The organism is Halodesulfovibrio oceani subsp. galateae (assembly GCF_055397225.1).
The window spans coordinates 71,922-88,724 of sequence record NZ_AP042453.1 but is presented as its reverse complement, the minus strand read 5'-3'; the positions used below and the strand labels follow the sequence as shown (position 1 = coordinate 88,724).

The window sequence follows — 16,803 nt, the reverse complement described above, 5'->3', positions numbered from 1 at the left end:
AATCTCCAATACACTTAGCAGTGCTTCATTTATTGAGAAACAGCCTGTAGGGCTTGCTGCAACGCTTCGATTACCAAAGCAAATTCTTTATCAGTTAATGTACGCGTGTCTAAACAGAAAGCCTGCTGTTCGATTCTACCAACAAGTGGTGGGTTTGTATCGAGCAAAGCTTTTTTAAATACTGTCTCAGAAACAGCGGACGGCTTAATTGCAACAAGCGCAGTCGGTAAATCACGTTCAGGGAAAGAACCACCGCCAACGCGGGAATTTCCATCCACTACGCTTACGGCAACCTGTTCACCACAGGCTTTTTTGATTCGGTTTGCAAGACGGCGCGCACGCTGTTTCAGCTTTGGCTGCTCTGCAAACATCATAGAAAGAGTCGGAATATCTGCGCGAGCAAGTTCCGGCTCACGGTACAACCGCAAAGTAGCCTCTAAAGCGGCAAGGGTCATTTTATCAATACGCAACGCACGGTTCATCGGGTTACGTTTGATCATGTCGATATATTTCTTTTTACCGACGATGATACCCGCCTGAGGGCCGCCGAGAACCTTGTCACCCGAGAAGGTAACAACGTCCGCACCTGCGCCCACTACCTGCTGCACCGTTGGTTCTTCACCAATGCGCAGGGAGGAAAAATCTGTAAAGCTACCGCTACCAAGATCTTCGATCACTGGCAGTTCGTGTTTTTTGCCAAGGGCAACCATCTCTTCCAGTGTCACTTCTTTATGGAAGCCGACAATACGGTAATTTGATGTATGCACTCGAAGCAACGCGCCTGTTTCTTCAGTAATTGCCTGCTCGTAATCTTTAACATGCGTACGGTTTGTGGCACCAACTTCACGTAAAGTTGCACCACTTTTTTCCATAACTTCCGGAATACGGAAACTGCCGCCAATCTCCACGAGCTGACCACGAGAAACAGGGACTTCTTTGCCCTTACACAATGTATCAAGAACAATAAGCACTGCCGCAGCGTTGTTGTTTACAACAAGACCGGCTTCAGCACCGGACACTTTACAAAGCAATTCTTCCACATGGCTATAGCGGCTTCCGCGTTCACCAGTGGCAAGATCAAATTCAAGATTGGAGTAATGCGCGCAAGCTTCGGTAACGGCTGCCACAGCGGTATCAGCTAAGAGAGAACGCCCGAGGTTTGTATGCACAACAACGCCTGTGCCGTTAAGCACTCGTCTAAAATGAGGACGGGACAGCGCACGGATATGTGCCTGCATACGCGGCAATATTGTATCCAGAGCAAGCTGTTCCGACTCTGTAATAAGCCCTGCGCGAATCTCTTCACGGCATACATCAAGAAAGCCGTTCACATGCTCGCGAACAATCGAGCGAGGAATATGGGAAAACTCGCCCGACACGGTAAGGGCATCGAGGACTTTATCAACAGATGGTAAGGCGCGGAAAAGAATAGACACACACGGCTCCTTAGCGCTGTAAAAGTTCTGGGTGCAGGGCAAAAAATTCTGCAAGTAAATATAATGAACCGCACAACAGTACTGGTTTATCCCCTGCTATTTCTTTACTGCGGCTTAGAGCATCCTCTAGAGAATCGCACACAACTGCCCGCTCATCAAAATGCGTTGCAAGACGAGCTGCCGGTTCTGCTCTTTGCATATCAGTAAACTGAGGCAAAAGAATCGTATCCGCTGTGAGCGCCTGAACTTTAGGTACAAGCGTCTGGATATCTTTATTTTCCATACAGCCAAAAATAACTACTGCGGGCTTTACTCCGGTATCTTCCAAAGCGGCCGAAAGAACATCAAATGCCGGTTCGTTATGAGCACCATCAAGATACATTTCAGGAAGAGTATCCGTTGCTAAAATATGCTGGAAGCGCCCTGCTATCCATGCATCTGCAACACCAAGCTCCTTAACGTCATCCCAATCCATAATATCAGCAGGAGTCCATCCGTATATACCGACAAGCTTGCTGAATGCTGCAAGAGCAAGCAAAGCGTTGTCTTTCTGATGCGCACCGACAAGACCGAATCGCCCTGTTTCCGGTAACGTTACAGAGCCTTCAGCAGTCAAAAAGTTTGCTCCAACCTTCTGTGCTTCATCTTTCAGCACAGCCATAACGTCTTTGGTCTGCACATGGGTAACAGCAGGCATATCCTTACGCATTGCCCCTGCTTTATCACGAGCAATCTCTTCTATGGAAGCGCCTAGTACGTCTACATGGTCAAGTCCGATTGGAGTATACACAACAAGATCGCGTTCAATAGCTGAAGTCGCATCGTGTGTTCCGCCAAGTCCGGCTTCAAAAATAGCAAGATCAACGTCGTAATCAGAAAACATGAATACAGCCATTACGGTAAGGAGCTCAAAATACGTAAGCTCTTTGCCTCCACATTCCATAACATCGTTCGCCACATCGCACCATTCTTCTTCATCCAGCATTTCGCCGTTAATAAGAATTCGCTCACGTGGAGTAACAAAGTGTGGAGACGTGTACAGCCCGACAGTCAGTCCGGTTGCTTGCCCAAATGCAGAAAGAAAAGAACTGGTGCTCCCTTTTCCGTTTGTGCCTACAACTTGAACCGCCGGATAATCAGGCCGTTTCAGTTCCGCTTCTTCTAAAACAGCATCAATCCTGCTGTGCGCCAGATCCATGTGGAACAGGCCAAGCTTCAATAAATGCGCTTCAAAGTCTTCATACGTTGCAAAAAAATTTCGTTCTGTTTCGCTCATGCAGTCGCCCTAGAATATGATTGCTTACAGGTCAATGCTTTTACAGCATCCGCTTACGTTCAAAGTTACAATCTGTGGAAGTACAATTTGTACACCGAGTATTTTGCAGTAACTTTCAATACTCTGCAAAGCAATTTTGCACTGCAATTATCATCCACTAGCAATCATTTTCCGTCTAGGATTTCATATTGCTCCTCAAAACAGCAAATGAGAGTTTATTTGCTCGAAAAAGCAACAAATTATACCTAAGGGCTTGACCTGCCATCCCCGTTCAGATAAACACTCCCCTCAACGAGCGCCAGTAGCTCAGTTGGATAGAGCAACGGCCTTCTAAGCCGTTGGCCGAGAGTTCGAATCTTTCCTGGCGCACCACTTGAATTCAAGGGTTTAACGGTTTTTCCGTTAAACCCTTTTTTCGTCAGTGGTAAGTAACTGGTAAGTAATTTGCACAAAACACAATACTCACCACGAGTTTCGTAGACACCCTTAATTATATATTCGTGACTTCTGAACGAAACGATGAATGACCACCGCTGATCCTGCTACATTTTTTTGATTAACTACCTACCCACTTTTCTGCCGTATGGTCACGTCCCAATAGTAAAAAATCTATAGATTCCCCCTAGACGTATCGAGAAAACCTATTTTTTCCTGCGTTATAACTATGATATAGCCAGTGCTCTTTGTTTTGTTCTCTTAACAGGATGCACTTATGAACACCCCTTCTTTGTCTTCAGCATGTTCCCTGCAGACCTGCGGCGCGCCGAATACGGCGATTTGTGCCCCCCATCCACTGCAACGTGATGAACCTGCTCAACTCCCGTTTCACCCATGCTTTAATGAAAAAGCACATGGTCGGATTGCCCGTATCCATGTGCCTATTGCTCCACGCTGTAATTTGGCGTGCGGTTACTGTGAACGTGTAATTTCTCCCTCTTCAGAACTCACAGGGCCGGGGTCTGCTTCTGAAGTGCTCGATCCTGAACAGGGTATCGAAAGAACAATGAAATTCCTTCAGCAATACGGTGACAACTCAATTGTCGGAATCGCCGGTCCCGGAGATCCGCTTGCAAATCCAGAAACAATCACATTTCTGGAGCAAATGCAGATACAAGCACCGCACATTGCGACCTGCTTATGCACTAACGGATTAGCACTTCCCCAATACGCAGAAAAACTTATCGACCTCAACATCAACACGCTTACTGTCACCGTAAACGGAGTTACACCGTCTGTAATTGCACAAATGCAGCCACGGGTATTTGACTCCGGCAAATGGCTCACAGGCGAAGAAGCCGGTCATCTTCTGATTTCACGCCAGATGGAAGGGCTGCGAAAAGTTGCTGGGAGCATGACTCTTAAGATCAACATGGTCATCGCTCCTGAAATTAACATGAGTGAAGTAGAAGCTGTTATGCAACTTGCCGTGGACCATAACGTGCAGGTCTTTAACCCGATGCCTCTAATTCCACGCCATGCCTTGAGCTCTACACGAAAACCCACACGCGACGAAATCAAACACATTTACTCACTATGTCCCCCTTCGCTTTCACTCTTCACAAAATGCAAACAATGCCGTGCTGATGCAGCAGGAATTCACGGCAAGGAGCACTCCAAATGTCCGACGATCAGCTAAAAGTAAATCGCCGAAAATTTTTAGCCGCTGGCGGCACAGCACTGGCGGCAACCATGGTACCAAGCCTAACAGGCGCCGCTGAAGCAGAAGCAACAACCACTATATATGAAGGACAGTCACTACAGGTCTGGTCATGTGGTGGTCTGGCAGAAGCCTTTATGCCTGCAAATGCCATGTACGAACAGCAAAGCAATGCTGCCATTAGCTACACAGGCGCATTCGCAGGAGCTTTAGGAAAATCGCTTCTTGGCAGTGCCCAAACAGAAGTATTTGCACCACGTGTTCTCGGGCTTGCAAAAAAACTTAAAGCGCAAGGCAAAATGCTCGCCTTCCAACCGCTATGTTTTACCAAGTACGTCCTCATCACGCCTAAAGGAAATCCGGCAGGCATTGAATCAATTCAAGATTTAAAACGGAATGGCATTAAAACGCTCTGCTCGCCAGACTCTTCCCCTCCAGGGGGTAAGGCTGCCATGGGTGTTCTCAAAAAAAGCGGCGTATTGCCGGAAGCAAAATCAAAATCTATCTACATGGGTTCTTGCGTTCAGCATGATGTTGCAGACATAGCCGCTGGCAAAGCAGATGCTGCTGTTGTTGAGCTTCGCATCACCCGCCTTCCACGCTACAAAGATGCATTTGATTTTATTGAAATTCCAGAAAAATTCTTTCCTGCTCCACCTCTCCCATTCACTATCGGGGTTATGAAATGGGCTAAAGATCCTGACTTCGCGCATGATTTTGTATCATTCATTACATCCGAAGCAGGACAAGCACACTTTGCAGCTGCCGGATTCATCCCTGCTCTTTCTGAAGAAGGCGAAAGACTGACGGCAAAATACGGAGTGATCGATGCCTAATTTGCGATTATCAACACTCATCCGTCTATGGCCTCGAAGAGTAATACAAGCCGTATCTTTCTTTATGCTTGCAGAGTTCTCCTACTATGGAATCTTTCGATGTCCTTTTGCAGTACCATACGTAAGCTGTGCAAACTGTCCTGTCGTACAGTGCCCGGGTAAAAAGCTCTGGTACATTGTGCTTGTTGGTATTGCAGTTTCAGCATTATTCTTTGGCAGGGCATTCTGTGGATACGCTTGTCCTGTGGGAACCATTTCCGAACTGTTCAGCTCTGTAGCCATTGCAAAACGGAAAATTTCTCCGGCTATCAAGTCCATTGCTCAAAAGGGGAAATACATTGCCGCAATCGGCGCTGCGTATCTCTTCTTTGCAATGCAGAACCCGCGCTGGGCTGTTCCGATTCGCACTGGTGAATTCATCAACTCAACAATGCTTACATTCGAACATGCAAACTGGCTGTGGCTTTCCCGAACCATCATCGTCGTTGTCGCCATCGCACTCGGTCTTGTTATCCCATACTTCTTTTGCAGATTTGTGTGCCCTACAGGTGGTGTTCTGGAATTTTTCAGCCGCTTCTCGTTATTCAAATATACAATGGCACCTACGTGCTTTGACTGTGACAAGTGCTCCCGCACTTGCAAACAGGATACGCGCCCTGCGGAAGCTAACTGTACAAACTGTGGAGCCTGCAAGGATGTATGTCCTGTCGATGCCATCTCCGTAACTACTCCTTTCACTAAAAAGTAACTGTCTGCCTCATAAAATACATAAAAAGGCTCTTGCGATACTTCGCAAGAGCCTTTTTATGTATTTTCATTAAAGAACTCTTCACCATAAGCAGTTACAGATTTCTTTGCAGATAATCATGAAAACACCATGGAAGATTTTGAGAAATTTACAAACATGAACAAGAGTATCTCTGTCATATTCTTCCGATATGTTATTAAGCAGCCTTTAAATTTCATTTGCACGAGCCAACTAGCGAAGCAAGCATTTAATATTATAAGAAACATTCCAGTTTTTTGGGTTCGCTATAAAGCGTATTGAGTCTTATTGAGGCATCTTTTACTGGACCAGTCTTGATAGTTCTGGCGTTTTGAGGACAGTTTTTAATACATGCACAGCATGTGATGCATTTTACCTGATCAATAATGGCGCTATGTAGTAAATCGATAGCGCCCACAGGACATACGTCTACACAACCACCACACTGTGTGCATGAGTTAGTCACTTCAATAAAATCCACATCCCATAGCTTCGTTACTCCCCCATAAGGATAATTTCCGGGTACAGACACACTAGATATGTGTGAAATTGATGAAATCGATTGTAGCTTTTCATGTATGTTCTGCCCGAAGACTTCAGCACAATTTAAGTCGTCTTCATTGGGCCGCCCCAGTGCTACAGGTGTCTCGGAATTTGAAAACGAGTGTTCGCCAACGAATGCTGCACCAGCAACGGGGATACAGCCACAGTCCTGTAGGATATCCTTTAATTCAAGTAGTGCATTCTCATATTCGCGATTACCATAGACAACAACACAGACCGCGGGAGTTTTATTTGCATTCATCACCCGTAACCATTCAGTTAACAATGCCGGAACCCTCCCCATATACACGGGAACCGCAACTACAAGCAATTCACTTTCTGAAGTCAGTAACGGCTGTATTCTCGCCTCTGGCTTGGTTATATCAATTTGTTCCGTAGAGCTTGAATTAAGACCACGCGCAATGCCATGAACAACCGCCTTAGTTGTTCCAGTAGGTGAAAAATATACTAATTTTACAGATTCGATTTTCATTTCACTTGCTCCATCAATCACCTGTGAATTTCACATGTAATACATCTAATATACAATGTTATTAACAACTGTTTTTGACCAGTGCCTCACACAAATATCTTTTTGCAATTTCGTTACGGTACGTAACGTAATTAAACTTGCCAACAAATGTCAACCATGGCAAAAGATTCTTCTGAGAAGTACCGAGGAGGAAACATAATGAAAGCAAAAATAGGACGCCCCAGAAGCGAGAAGTCGAAGGAAGCTGTAATAAAAGCGACCCATGAGTTGTTACATGAACAAGGTGGAGCCGGATTAACCATCGAAGCTATCGCAAGACGCGCCAACGTCGGCAAACCGACTGTCTATCGCTGGTGGCCCACTTTGGCGGACATAGTGCTGGAAGCCGTCCTCCTTCAAGCTGCTACAAAGATAATGGTTATTCATTTTGAATCGTTGCAAAAAACGCTTAGTCAATTCCTAAAACAATCGATGAAAACCATCACTGATGGAGACGGTGCACATCTTCGCTTCCTTATGGCGCATGCGCAAAAGAATGAAGATTTTCGCAAGAGATTCAGGGAAAATTTTACTGCACAACGACGCACGGTCTTAAACTCTATTTTTCTACAAGCAATGGAGCGTGGACAGATTAGCCCCGAACAGAATCTGGAAATGTTGATTGATATTGTTTTTGGCACAATGTGGTATCGCCTGCTCATAGGTCACGCTCCAATGGACGAGTCCTTTGCAGATGAGTTGACCGAGGTCATCATCAAGTTAGTTCAGGTGAGCCCAGCGTAATCAGATACGACATAGTTGGTTTGATTCACCCAGTTCAAGCATACCATGAACAACAATTGGACCATAAAAGGTACGGGGGTTCATGAACACCCGGAAGATGCTCGACCCCACAATCACTAAATTTGTCAAACCTATTTAACAACCTCGTATTCTTCAAAGGCGTTGACCGAGAATTCAAATTCTTCATTGCGCACCATTGAATGAACAAGGACTGACGAGCAAGCCCGTACCCATCAATATATAATTACAGCAAGTTAGGTTGCAACAAAGCCCTGTCACTATCTGTGACAAGGCTTTGTTGCAACTTTACTGTGTGACCTTATCGATTGACCTTGATTCCAACTTTCAAGATACTACCGATCTCCTGTATATCGTATGCATAATAAGAGTCTACTTCGACTACATTTTACTTACTCGTATTATTGGAGTTACTGACAAATGCGCTGCTACAGCTTTTACTTCCTCACCGCTGCTACTAACAAATTTGAAATTAGTATGTTTTAAGCGGATTTTCCATCTAAGGATATTGTTATGAAACGTATTGTCACTCTTCTTCTTGTTGCAACATTAACGCTCCCACTTATGGGATGCAAAGAAGATGGTCCTGCAGAAAAAGCAGGCAAGAAAATCGATCAGGCTGTTAACGACGCCAAAGAAAAAGCCAATAAGCTTTTTGAGTAAGTTACGGACACGGGCGGGAGTATCCCTCAGCACAACGTTTTTATGGATACAATATTGATCCCGCTCCCGTAGATCGTATTACAATTTTCAAACCCAACTCAATTTCAGCTCAATAAAAAATTCCCTCGCATATTTTTCTACGAGGGAATTTTTTATTTATCTTGATAAGTACAGCCAAGGTAAAGACTCTTATGCCTCATCAATACCGTGCTGCTTCATTTTACGGAACAGCGTACGTCTATCGACCTGCAAAGTTCGAGCGGTATGCGACCGATGCCATTCATTCGCTTTCAAAATATCCATAATATACTGACGTTCAAAACGTGACATTGCGGTATCAAGCGGCTCCTGAAGCACCTGCATTCCAACTCTGTTGCTTCCAGTAATAATACGTTCCCCGCCCAATGAAAGGGTTCCGAGGTTTAAATACTGGTGCAAAGCGTTCTGCATTTCCCTAATATTACCAGGCCAATCATAGGTCATGAATGCATTGAGAACTTCGGTTGTAATCTGCGGTCGACCATCCAATTCCGGCAACACTCTAAGAAAGTGATCGATAAGCAACGGAATATCTTCTTTGCGGTCGCGCAACGGCGGAATGTAGATAGGCACAACATGAATACGGTAATAAAAGTCGCTTCGCATTTGCCCTTGCTGAACCAACTCCATCAGATCTCGGTTTGTTGCCGCTACAATGCGTGGACGAGTATGCACAAGTTCAGTGCCCCCCACTGGGGTAAAACCGCCACCTTCAATAGCACGCAGCAATTTAATTTGTCCGATAAGGCTAATTTCACCCAGTTCATCAAGGAAAAGAGTCCCGTTATCTGCCTGCTCCAAATACCCTTTACGGCTTCCTACCGCACCGGTAAATGCACCCTTTTTATGTCCAAAAAATTCACTTTCAAAAAGTTGTTCAGGGATAGCACCGCAGTTCACAGGAACATAATTACGATTAAATCGGGAACTGTTGTCATGAACAGCACGGGACACAAGCTCTTTACCTGTGCCAGACTCGCCATACACGATCACGTTGTCGTCGGTTGCTCCTGCTTTCAGAATCATTTCATAAATGTTCTGCATCGGTTCAGAGTTACCAACAATGTTGCCAAAGTAATGCGCTTTCATTTTACTTTTAAGCTGACGGTTTTCTTCGCAGATACCAAGTTCCTGCATTTTACTTTCAGTAACGTCAGAAATAAAACCTTCAATGGCAAACGGAGTTCCATCGTCATCATAGAGCCCTACTGCCTGTTCACGAACCCATCGAGCATCTCCCGATTTAGGTTGAATCCGATAAACGTGCTCGAATCGCAAACGGGCAGCCAAAGCAGCCTGCAAACGTTCTGTAAGTTCTATTCTGTCATCTTCTGCGACAACAGAGATAAACGGCTCCATGCCATCTTCTGTGAAATGCGTGTGGGGAAAGCCCGTAATTTCATGAGTGCCAACGCTCATAAATTGCATGGTACGCAACTTATCCACGTCACTCCGGTAGGCAATTCCCGGTAAGTTATCCATAAGAGTATTCAGCTGGCGGCGGTTTTCACTCAACTCCTGCTTTACGAGTACGTTCTTTTCTTCAAGACGTTCCCGCATACCCTTTAGAAGCAAATGTGTATGAACCCTTGCAACCACTTCTGCCTGATGAAACGGCTTGGTTACATAGTCGACACCCCCGACGCTGAACGCGCGGGTTTTATATTCCGGGTCCTGCATACTGGAAATAAATATCACCGGAATGCTGCGCGTCGCTTCCTGCTGTTGTAGTTCCCCACAAACGGCAAAGCCATCCATGTCTGGCAATACAATATCCAACAGAATAAGATCCGGTCGCTGCACAACAGCATGTTCCAGCGCTTTTTCACCGGTTTTAGCCACAACCAGCGCATATTTTTCTTGAAGGTTATCTACAAGAATGCGCAGGTTTACCGGATTGTCATCAACAACAAGAATTAACGGTTTTTTTCTCACAGTGTTTCTCATCCTTCCTATGCATTTCTAAAAGTAGAAACCGACTCACATGCAAGCAAATGGCTTCGTGCTTTTTCATAGTCATACTGGAAAACTAATGATTCCAAAGCAGCAGAATCCGCCTGAGGTAGGAACGCAACAGCTTGCGGCAATAATTCTTCAATTTTAACAGGATCGGCAGCCTTCAGAGCAACCGCAAGACTTTTTGCAATGGCAATATCAGAAGCGGTAAGCGGTTTTCCTGCTGTATCAACAACAGGCACCGGCACAAATACATTTTTAGCAGCCACTTCTTCAAGCAAAGGTGTTAATTCCCGATCAAGTGAAAGAATAAGATCATCCATTCCAAGCGGTGTGCTTTGCCCATTTACAACACGTTCCGCACGCATTTCAATTTGCTTAGCTATCGTGCCGCTCTGTGCTGCCCCAATGTTGGAAGCCGCACCAGAAATGGTATGCGCAATCTTCATTACATGCTCATACTCATGGTTAACACGAGCTATACGCAAGGTCTCAATAGCCTCGGCGTGTTCCTGAGCAAACAGCTTCAGCAGGCGATCAAAAGAATCCTGAGTTACCCCCAAGCGCTTTGCCACCTCTGTACAAATGCCATACGGCACAGACAATGTCTGATTGTCCCCTGAGTAATCTTGCACAGATGCTTCCACTTCGCCCTCCGCGTTCAACGCATTTGCAATAGTTGAGTACAGTGACTCTTTGCCAAACGGTTTAGACAAATAATATTCCATTCCTGCTTCCTCAGCTCGCTGCCTGCTTCCCTTAATCGCATGTGCTGTTAACGCAATCATAGGCGGTGCAGCGGGGCCAAGTTCTTTAGTAATCAGCGTTGCTGCTTCATAGCCGTCCATTTCTGGCATCTGGATATCCATGAGCACAACGTCATATGTGATCTTACGTACCGCTTCTACAGCTTCACGCCCGTTTGTTACAAACGTAAGCAGTCCACCTGTCGGTTCCAGAAGCATTGTGACAATTTCACGGTTTGTCTGAGTATCTTCGGCAATAAGAATTCGCTTCCCTTCAAACCGGTCTTCATCAGGCATTCCAAGTGAACTCATTTCGGCATCAGCAAGCACCGCGTCTTCTGCTCCAAGTATAGTACACAGAGAGCTCAGCAACATACGCATGGTCAGAATATCTGTAACCAAATGTACATGTTCTGGGAGTTTAGAACTTCCGAGCACAAGCTTGCCGTGCTTTGCAGCCATGAGCAGAACAGGAATAGGTTCATCATTATCAGTGAAGTGGAATAACCGTTCCGGACGCTCAGCCAATGGAATATTGTGACCGATACAAATAACGTCCGGCTTCACAACACCTGACTCTAGCTTCAACACGGCATCGTCCACACCATAGGCAATAGAAGACATCATATCGATAGCATTAAAGTGAGAGCGGATAACACTCCCGGACTGTTCCGACTTTGTAACCACTAGAGCAACAATATTTGCCAGCTCTTCTGGTAATTCCCATTTGTCACAGCAAGATGCTTCCAGTTCAAACGGAATAGAGAAAGCGAACAAACTACCAACGCCCTGTTCTGATTCTGCCCAAATTTCGCCGCCCATATGTTCAACCAACTGCTTACAGATACTCAAACCAAGGCCAGTACCGCCGTAACTGCGTAATTCAGGCGCACTTAATTGCTGGAATGGAATAAACAATTGTTCCATGGAACCGGACGGAACACCGATGCCGGAATCCTGCGCAAAGCACTGCAATAAAATATTGTTTTCACTGATCTGGTGATAGCGGAATGACAAAGAAATCGTACCGCCCGGAGGAGTAAACTTCAGCGCGTTACTTGTGAGGTTCAACATCACCTGTTGCAGCTTACCCGAATCACCACACAATTTTGTTGGTACACTGGATGGAAGATCAACAATAAATTCAAGATCTTTTGCCGCAGCTCTGCCCAGAACAAGGTTACATACTCGTTGAATAGTACTGTCGAGATGGAACGGCATATTTTCTACAGCAACGTGACCTGCTTCAATCTTGGAAAAGTCCAGAAGTTCGTTAATAATATCGAGCAACGTAAAAGAGGAATCCAAAATATTTCTCAAATACTTTCGGACAGGCGGTGATGCTTCAAGCATACGAACCTGTTCTGCAAACGAGATAATGCCATGCAAAGGCGTTCTGATTTCATGACTGATACTTGCGAGGAACTGACTTTTTGCCTGTGTCGCCGCATCAGCAGCTTCTTTTGAACGCTGCAATTCCTTGTTCATGTCTCTCAGATCACGAGTACGTTCTTCGACTCGGGATTCAAGTTCAAGGTTGGCTTTGCTCAACATTTTTTCATATTGAACACGGGTTGTTACGTTACGAACAGAACCAACAAACTCCGCGGGATTGCCCTCTGTATCAAAAAGCATTTTGCCGGTGACAGAACAGTGCATTGCGTACTCGCCAGTACCGAAGACAAAAGCAAAGTCTTCTAACTTTCCGCGCTTACGCAGTTCCTTTTTTAGAACCTGAACAACTTCGGGATCTAAAAAGTCGTAAATAGAAGCTTTCTGTGCTTCTTCTGGAGTCCACCCGAAAACCTGCTGAATAGAAGGACTTACTTCACGAATACGTCCGTCAGGAAGTGCCTGAAAGTATACGTCCTGAATGTTTTCGAAAATTCTTCGATAACGCACTTCACTGTTTCGCAACGCAGCCTCAACAGAGTCACGTTTAATCAGCTCAGCATTCAGTTCGCTTGTTTTTTTATCTACGAGTTTTTTAAGAGAAAGGTTCCACAGCACAATAATGCACGTAGCACCTATGAGGAATGTGAAGCACATTAAAATGAGAACAATAGCGCGCGTGGAAACAGGATCAACCTCTTCCATGCGAACCCATTTACCAACAATGGCACTATGTTCTTCTGAAGTAATATTATGCAGCGCCTTGTTCAAAATGCTCTGCAATATTGGCAAGTCCTTGTTGATGCCAATAGACAAGCTTGCGGTTAACCCCACAACGCCGCCTACCTGCAAATCAAGTACGCCACTCTTTTTAATCTGATGTGTGATGCTGAATTGGTAATCTACAAGAGCATCTGACTGTCCGAACGCTACACGCTGCAAGCCCTCTTCACTATTATCCACCACATCAATGATGATATCCTTATAATAGTCCTCAAGGTAATCATGCCATGCATAACGGCGGACAACGGCAACGCGCTTACCGCTTAAGTCATCAAGAGTAAGGTCTTTCCAGTCACCCTTTCGCACAACAATAATGCCGGGCATTTTAATAAATGGTGCACTGAAGTTAAGAAAATCATCACGACTGGGAGTCCGCATCAGCGCTGCGATCATATCAAGCTGACCATCGCGCATGTTCTGCATTACCTGCGTCCATTCGCCCACAGCAGAAATTTCAAACTTCAACCCTGTAAGCTTTTCGAGAATACGCAGGTAATCACTTGTCATACCGACATGCTGGCCTTCGTCTGTCTTGGCTTCAATGGGGAAAAAATTGTTATCGATGCCGACACGAACAGTCCCGTGCTTCGAAAGCCAGTCACGCTCTTCCGGTGAAAAGTTCGCCCACACAAACTCTTTGTTCTCAATCAACCGCTCAACGGTATTGTCACGAGAGTCCAAAGAGAAGAGCACTGTTTTGTATATCGCTCCCATTCCTAGAAGCAACATTCCACACACAAGAAGAGTCAACATTTTTAGGCGCATTCAGCCTACTCCTGGAACCACAACGGATGACTACCGCATAGTTTATCTAATGATAATTACTCAACATATACATCCTGCTGCCACAGGATCCATATTCTTCCTTACTCACCACCCTATCATTATATATAATAGAGCGGTTAGGGCCTGACTGCATTGCGCTGCATTCAAATAAGATCTGTACATGCATGCAAAAAAGGCTCGCAATATGTGCCATTACCTATGCAACATCCGTTCTCAACGGATTGTTATCTAAGGCACAAGCTCTACACACATGCAGATTATAATAACTCGCTCACTCATCATGCTAATTTTGCACTACATTTTGGCTGGTTATAAAAAGTACATACCAATTGATTACAATCGCTAGCTGTGAAATGAGACATAATAGTCCTATTTTCCTCCCCAAGTGAATCATCGTATCTAGGACAGAATCAATTTGGGTCATTTTTGTCTCAAAAAAGGAGGAAACAGACCTTAACACAACCAATCCGTGAGTCAAAACCGTAAAACGGTGTTGCACTTTTGCACTATAAGCTATGGATTGAAGCACTCTATTGATTTTTGGGACTTTTTTGTCACACGTATACCCCCTTGATTCGCGCCTTTTTTCACAAACAACCACTGTGGGACATTTCTGTCGCAATGTTAATCAGTGTATTTTCAGTATGTTATCAAAAAGATGCAAAAAAAGGGACACCTTTGTCCCATTTTATTCAGGCACGCATACCCCCTGTAACCACCCGAAATACCAAATTGTTAACTATTACTTAATGATATCAACAAATATTCTTACAAGTGCAAATTTTGGTCTCTTCTTTGCTCTATACTCAGCATATGGTTTATGCCCTCGGGAAACGACATGACCTGTCCCACCAGTTAAAACATGTCGTTTCCCTCCGGACAAAAATTTCTTCAGCATAAGAAATACTACCCCCAACAACTTTCGGCCAGTTGAAGGGGGGTGAATAACAACCTTATTCCATAACGACAGTTACACGCTCTGTTAGAGGCGTATCTATTGTGGAATACATTCAGGAGGAAGTATGTTTAGGAAAGCTTTAGTGCTCGTTGCACTGGTGGCAATGATGACAGTTTCATCTGTATCATTTGCACAGGATCCAAGTATTTTGCGCATTGGCATGGGCGACCCGATTGATTCCGAAATGGGTGCTATTGCAACCCGCTTTAAGGAAATCGTAGAAGGTCGTACTGACGGTAAAGTAGAAGTACAGATTTTCCCAAGTGGTCAGCTCGGTGATGAAACCGAAATGATCCAGAACGTTCGCCGCGGCAACCTCGACATGGCAGTAGTGGGTATCGCGAACACCGTTCCTTTCGTTAAAAAGCTTGGTCTGCTTACCTTGCCTTACCTTTTCGAGAACATGTACGACGTAGTACGCGGTGCTACTGGTCCTGCTCACGAAATGCTTAACGATTTTGCTATCAACGAAGGTCGCTTCCGCGTTCTTGGTTGGACTTACACTGACTACCGTTACCTTTCTAACTCCAAACGCCCAATCAAAAAACTTGCTGACATTAAAGACATGAAATTCCGTGTTCCTCAGTCTGCAGTTATTCTTGAAACTTACCGCTCTTGGGGCGCAAACCCAGTGCCTATCTCTTGGGCTGAAACTTTCACAGCTCTTCAGCAGGGCGTAGTAGACGGACAGTGCTACGGTTACATCACTTTCCAGGCTGCTAAATTCAACGAAGTACAGAAGTACATCACCGAAGTTCATTACACTTACCAGCTCCAGCCTATGATGATTTCTGAGAAACTCTACCAGAAGCTTTCTCCTGAAATGCAGGAAATCGTAGTTGCAGCTGGCCGTGAAGCTCAGGAATACTGCCTCGCATTCCAGCTCGTAGACGCTGGCCGCGCTAAAGCAGAACTCATCGCTTCCGGTATCCAGATTGATACTCTCGAAGACGAAGCTGAGTGGAAAAAACTCGCAATCGAAAACGTATGGCCTAAAATGACCGACTTTGTTGGCGGACAGGAAGTGCTTGATCGTTACCTCGGTTACATCGGCAAAAAATAGTCTCGCAGATACTACAGAGCCGGTGGTAATCACCGGCTCATTTCATTTTAATTAGGGGACACCTGATGTTCAAAAAAATCCTTTTTAATATTCTCGACCATGTTGAGAGTTACATCTGCCAAGCACTCCTTGCATTCTTTGTTGTGATTCTTTTTCTCCAGATCATTCTGCGTGAAATTGGCACACCTTTGTACTGGAGTGAGGAAGTCGCCCGCTTCTCGTTTGTTTGGTTTGTATTTTTCGGCGCTTCCTATGCGGCAAGACTCGCTGCTCACAACCGTGTAACGCTCCAGTTTAAGCTTTTCCCACCTATGGTCGGGGAAGTATCTATGCTTCTCATGGATGTAGTCTGGATCGTATTTAACAGCGTGATGACTTGGAAAGGTATTGAGATCATCCAGGACCTGACCGAATTTCCGTACGCTACCCCTGCGCTCGATTGGCAGCTCAGCTGGGTGTACATGATCTTCCCAATTAGCTTCTCTCTGATGACTGTGCGTATTTTGCAGGTCAACTACATCAAATGGATTCTGAAGCAGGAAATTGAAGACCCTGACAAAGCTGATATTGAAAAGAGTAAAAATGCTCTGAAGGGTGAGGAGGGTTAGT

The 16,803-nt window shown here is 45.1% G+C and carries 12 protein-coding genes and 1 tRNA gene; 8 read left to right on the top strand and 5 right to left on the bottom strand.

Features of this window, described 5'->3' with window-relative positions; all coding sequences use genetic code 11:
• Positions 1 to 29: 29 nt before the first annotated feature.
• Both selA and ACZ5V1_RS00360 read right to left on the bottom strand, forming a co-directional pair.
• Positions 30 to 1,436: an L-seryl-tRNA(Sec) selenium transferase gene (selA, locus tag ACZ5V1_RS00365; protein WP_464390090.1), complete on the bottom strand. Its 1,407-nt coding sequence runs from the start codon at positions 1,434 to 1,436 to the stop codon at positions 30 to 32.
• 10 nt (positions 1,437 to 1,446) lie between these two features.
• Positions 1,447 to 2,712 carry a bifunctional folylpolyglutamate synthase/dihydrofolate synthase gene (locus tag ACZ5V1_RS00360; protein ID WP_464390089.1) on the bottom strand — a complete coding sequence of 422 codons (1,266 nt, stop codon included), beginning with the start codon at positions 2,710 to 2,712 and terminating at the stop codon, positions 1,447 to 1,449.
• Positions 2,713 to 3,007: 295 nt separating this feature from the next.
• Here ACZ5V1_RS00360 and ACZ5V1_RS00355 point away from each other — a divergent pair.
• The 4 genes from ACZ5V1_RS00355 to ACZ5V1_RS00340 all read left to right on the top strand — a co-directional run bounded on the left by ACZ5V1_RS00355 (position 3,008) and on the right by ACZ5V1_RS00340 (position 5,953).
• Positions 3,008 to 3,084, top strand: a tRNA-Arg gene (locus ACZ5V1_RS00355).
• Positions 3,085 to 3,424: 340 nt separating this feature from the next.
• Entirely contained in the window at positions 3,425 to 4,348 is a 924-nt protein-coding gene (locus tag ACZ5V1_RS00350; RefSeq protein ID WP_464390088.1) for a radical SAM protein, read from the top strand.
• The gene (locus ACZ5V1_RS00345) at positions 4,330 to 5,205 is read left to right on the top strand and encodes a substrate-binding domain-containing protein (RefSeq protein WP_464390087.1); all 876 of its coding nucleotides are present in this window, start codon (positions 4,330 to 4,332) and stop codon (positions 5,203 to 5,205) included. The genes ACZ5V1_RS00350 and ACZ5V1_RS00345 overlap by 19 nt, the downstream gene beginning before the upstream one ends.
• Positions 5,198 to 5,953: a 4Fe-4S binding protein gene (locus ACZ5V1_RS00340; protein WP_464390086.1), complete on the top strand. Its 756-nt coding sequence runs from the start codon at positions 5,198 to 5,200 to the stop codon at positions 5,951 to 5,953. The genes ACZ5V1_RS00345 and ACZ5V1_RS00340 overlap by 8 nt, the downstream gene beginning before the upstream one ends.
• Positions 5,954 to 6,206: 253 nt before the next feature.
• Here ACZ5V1_RS00340 and ACZ5V1_RS00335 read toward each other — a convergent pair whose 3' ends face one another.
• Positions 6,207 to 7,007 carry an EFR1 family ferrodoxin gene (locus tag ACZ5V1_RS00335; protein WP_464390085.1) on the bottom strand — a complete coding sequence of 267 codons (801 nt, stop codon included), beginning with the start codon at positions 7,005 to 7,007 and terminating at the stop codon, positions 6,207 to 6,209.
• A gap of 198 nt (positions 7,008 to 7,205) precedes the next feature.
• Here ACZ5V1_RS00335 and ACZ5V1_RS00330 point away from each other — a divergent pair, with 198 nt between their 5' ends.
• Together ACZ5V1_RS00330 and ACZ5V1_RS00325 are read left to right on the top strand one after the other, a co-directional pair.
• Positions 7,206 to 7,790, top strand: a complete 585-nt coding sequence (locus ACZ5V1_RS00330; RefSeq protein WP_464390084.1) for a TetR/AcrR family transcriptional regulator — start codon at positions 7,206 to 7,208, stop codon at positions 7,788 to 7,790.
• Positions 7,791 to 8,321: 531 nt separating this feature from the next.
• Entirely contained in the window at positions 8,322 to 8,471 is a 150-nt protein-coding gene (locus ACZ5V1_RS00325) for a transport-associated protein (protein WP_464390083.1), read from the top strand.
• Between the two features lie 189 nt (positions 8,472 to 8,660).
• Here the strand turns inward: ACZ5V1_RS00325 and ACZ5V1_RS00320 are convergent, their stop codons facing one another.
• Together ACZ5V1_RS00320 and ACZ5V1_RS00315 are read right to left on the bottom strand one after the other, a co-directional pair.
• Entirely contained in the window at positions 8,661 to 10,445 is a 1,785-nt protein-coding gene (locus tag ACZ5V1_RS00320; RefSeq protein WP_464390082.1) for a sigma-54 dependent transcriptional regulator, read from the bottom strand.
• A 17-nt stretch (positions 10,446 to 10,462) separates the two neighbouring features.
• Entirely contained in the window at positions 10,463 to 14,152 is a 3,690-nt protein-coding gene (locus ACZ5V1_RS00315) for an ATP-binding protein (RefSeq protein WP_464390081.1), read from the bottom strand.
• 1,043 nt (positions 14,153 to 15,195) lie between these two features.
• Between ACZ5V1_RS00315 and ACZ5V1_RS00310 the strand changes: the two genes are divergently transcribed.
• Positions 15,196 to 16,194 carry a TRAP transporter substrate-binding protein gene (locus tag ACZ5V1_RS00310; protein WP_464390080.1) on the top strand — a complete coding sequence of 333 codons (999 nt, stop codon included), beginning with the start codon at positions 15,196 to 15,198 and terminating at the stop codon, positions 16,192 to 16,194.
• A 65-nt stretch (positions 16,195 to 16,259) separates the two neighbouring features.
• The gene (locus tag ACZ5V1_RS00305; RefSeq protein WP_464390079.1) at positions 16,260 to 16,802 is read left to right on the top strand and encodes a TRAP transporter small permease; all 543 of its coding nucleotides are present in this window, start codon (positions 16,260 to 16,262) and stop codon (positions 16,800 to 16,802) included.
• Position 16,803 lies beyond the last annotated feature (1 nt).

Coding starts and splice junctions, on each gene's coding strand:
- ACZ5V1_RS00350 (WP_464390088.1), top strand. CDS start 3,425: ATGAACACCCCTTCTTTGTCTTCAGCATGTTCCCTGCAGACCTGCGGC.
- ACZ5V1_RS00360 (WP_464390089.1), bottom strand. CDS start 2,712: ATGAGCGAAACAGAACGAAATTTTTTTGCAACGTATGAAGACTTTGAA.
- ACZ5V1_RS00305 (WP_464390079.1), top strand. CDS start 16,260: ATGTTCAAAAAAATCCTTTTTAATATTCTCGACCATGTTGAGAGTTAC.
- ACZ5V1_RS00315 (WP_464390081.1), bottom strand. CDS start 14,152: ATGCGCCTAAAAATGTTGACTCTTCTTGTGTGTGGAATGTTGCTTCTA.
- ACZ5V1_RS00335 (WP_464390085.1), bottom strand. CDS start 7,007: ATGAAAATCGAATCTGTAAAATTAGTATATTTTTCACCTACTGGAACA.
- ACZ5V1_RS00325 (WP_464390083.1), top strand. CDS start 8,322: ATGAAACGTATTGTCACTCTTCTTCTTGTTGCAACATTAACGCTCCCA.
- ACZ5V1_RS00340 (WP_464390086.1), top strand. CDS start 5,198: ATGCCTAATTTGCGATTATCAACACTCATCCGTCTATGGCCTCGAAGA.
- ACZ5V1_RS00330 (WP_464390084.1), top strand. CDS start 7,206: ATGAAAGCAAAAATAGGACGCCCCAGAAGCGAGAAGTCGAAGGAAGCT.
- ACZ5V1_RS00345 (WP_464390087.1), top strand. CDS start 4,330: ATGTCCGACGATCAGCTAAAAGTAAATCGCCGAAAATTTTTAGCCGCT.
- ACZ5V1_RS00310 (WP_464390080.1), top strand. CDS start 15,196: ATGTTTAGGAAAGCTTTAGTGCTCGTTGCACTGGTGGCAATGATGACA.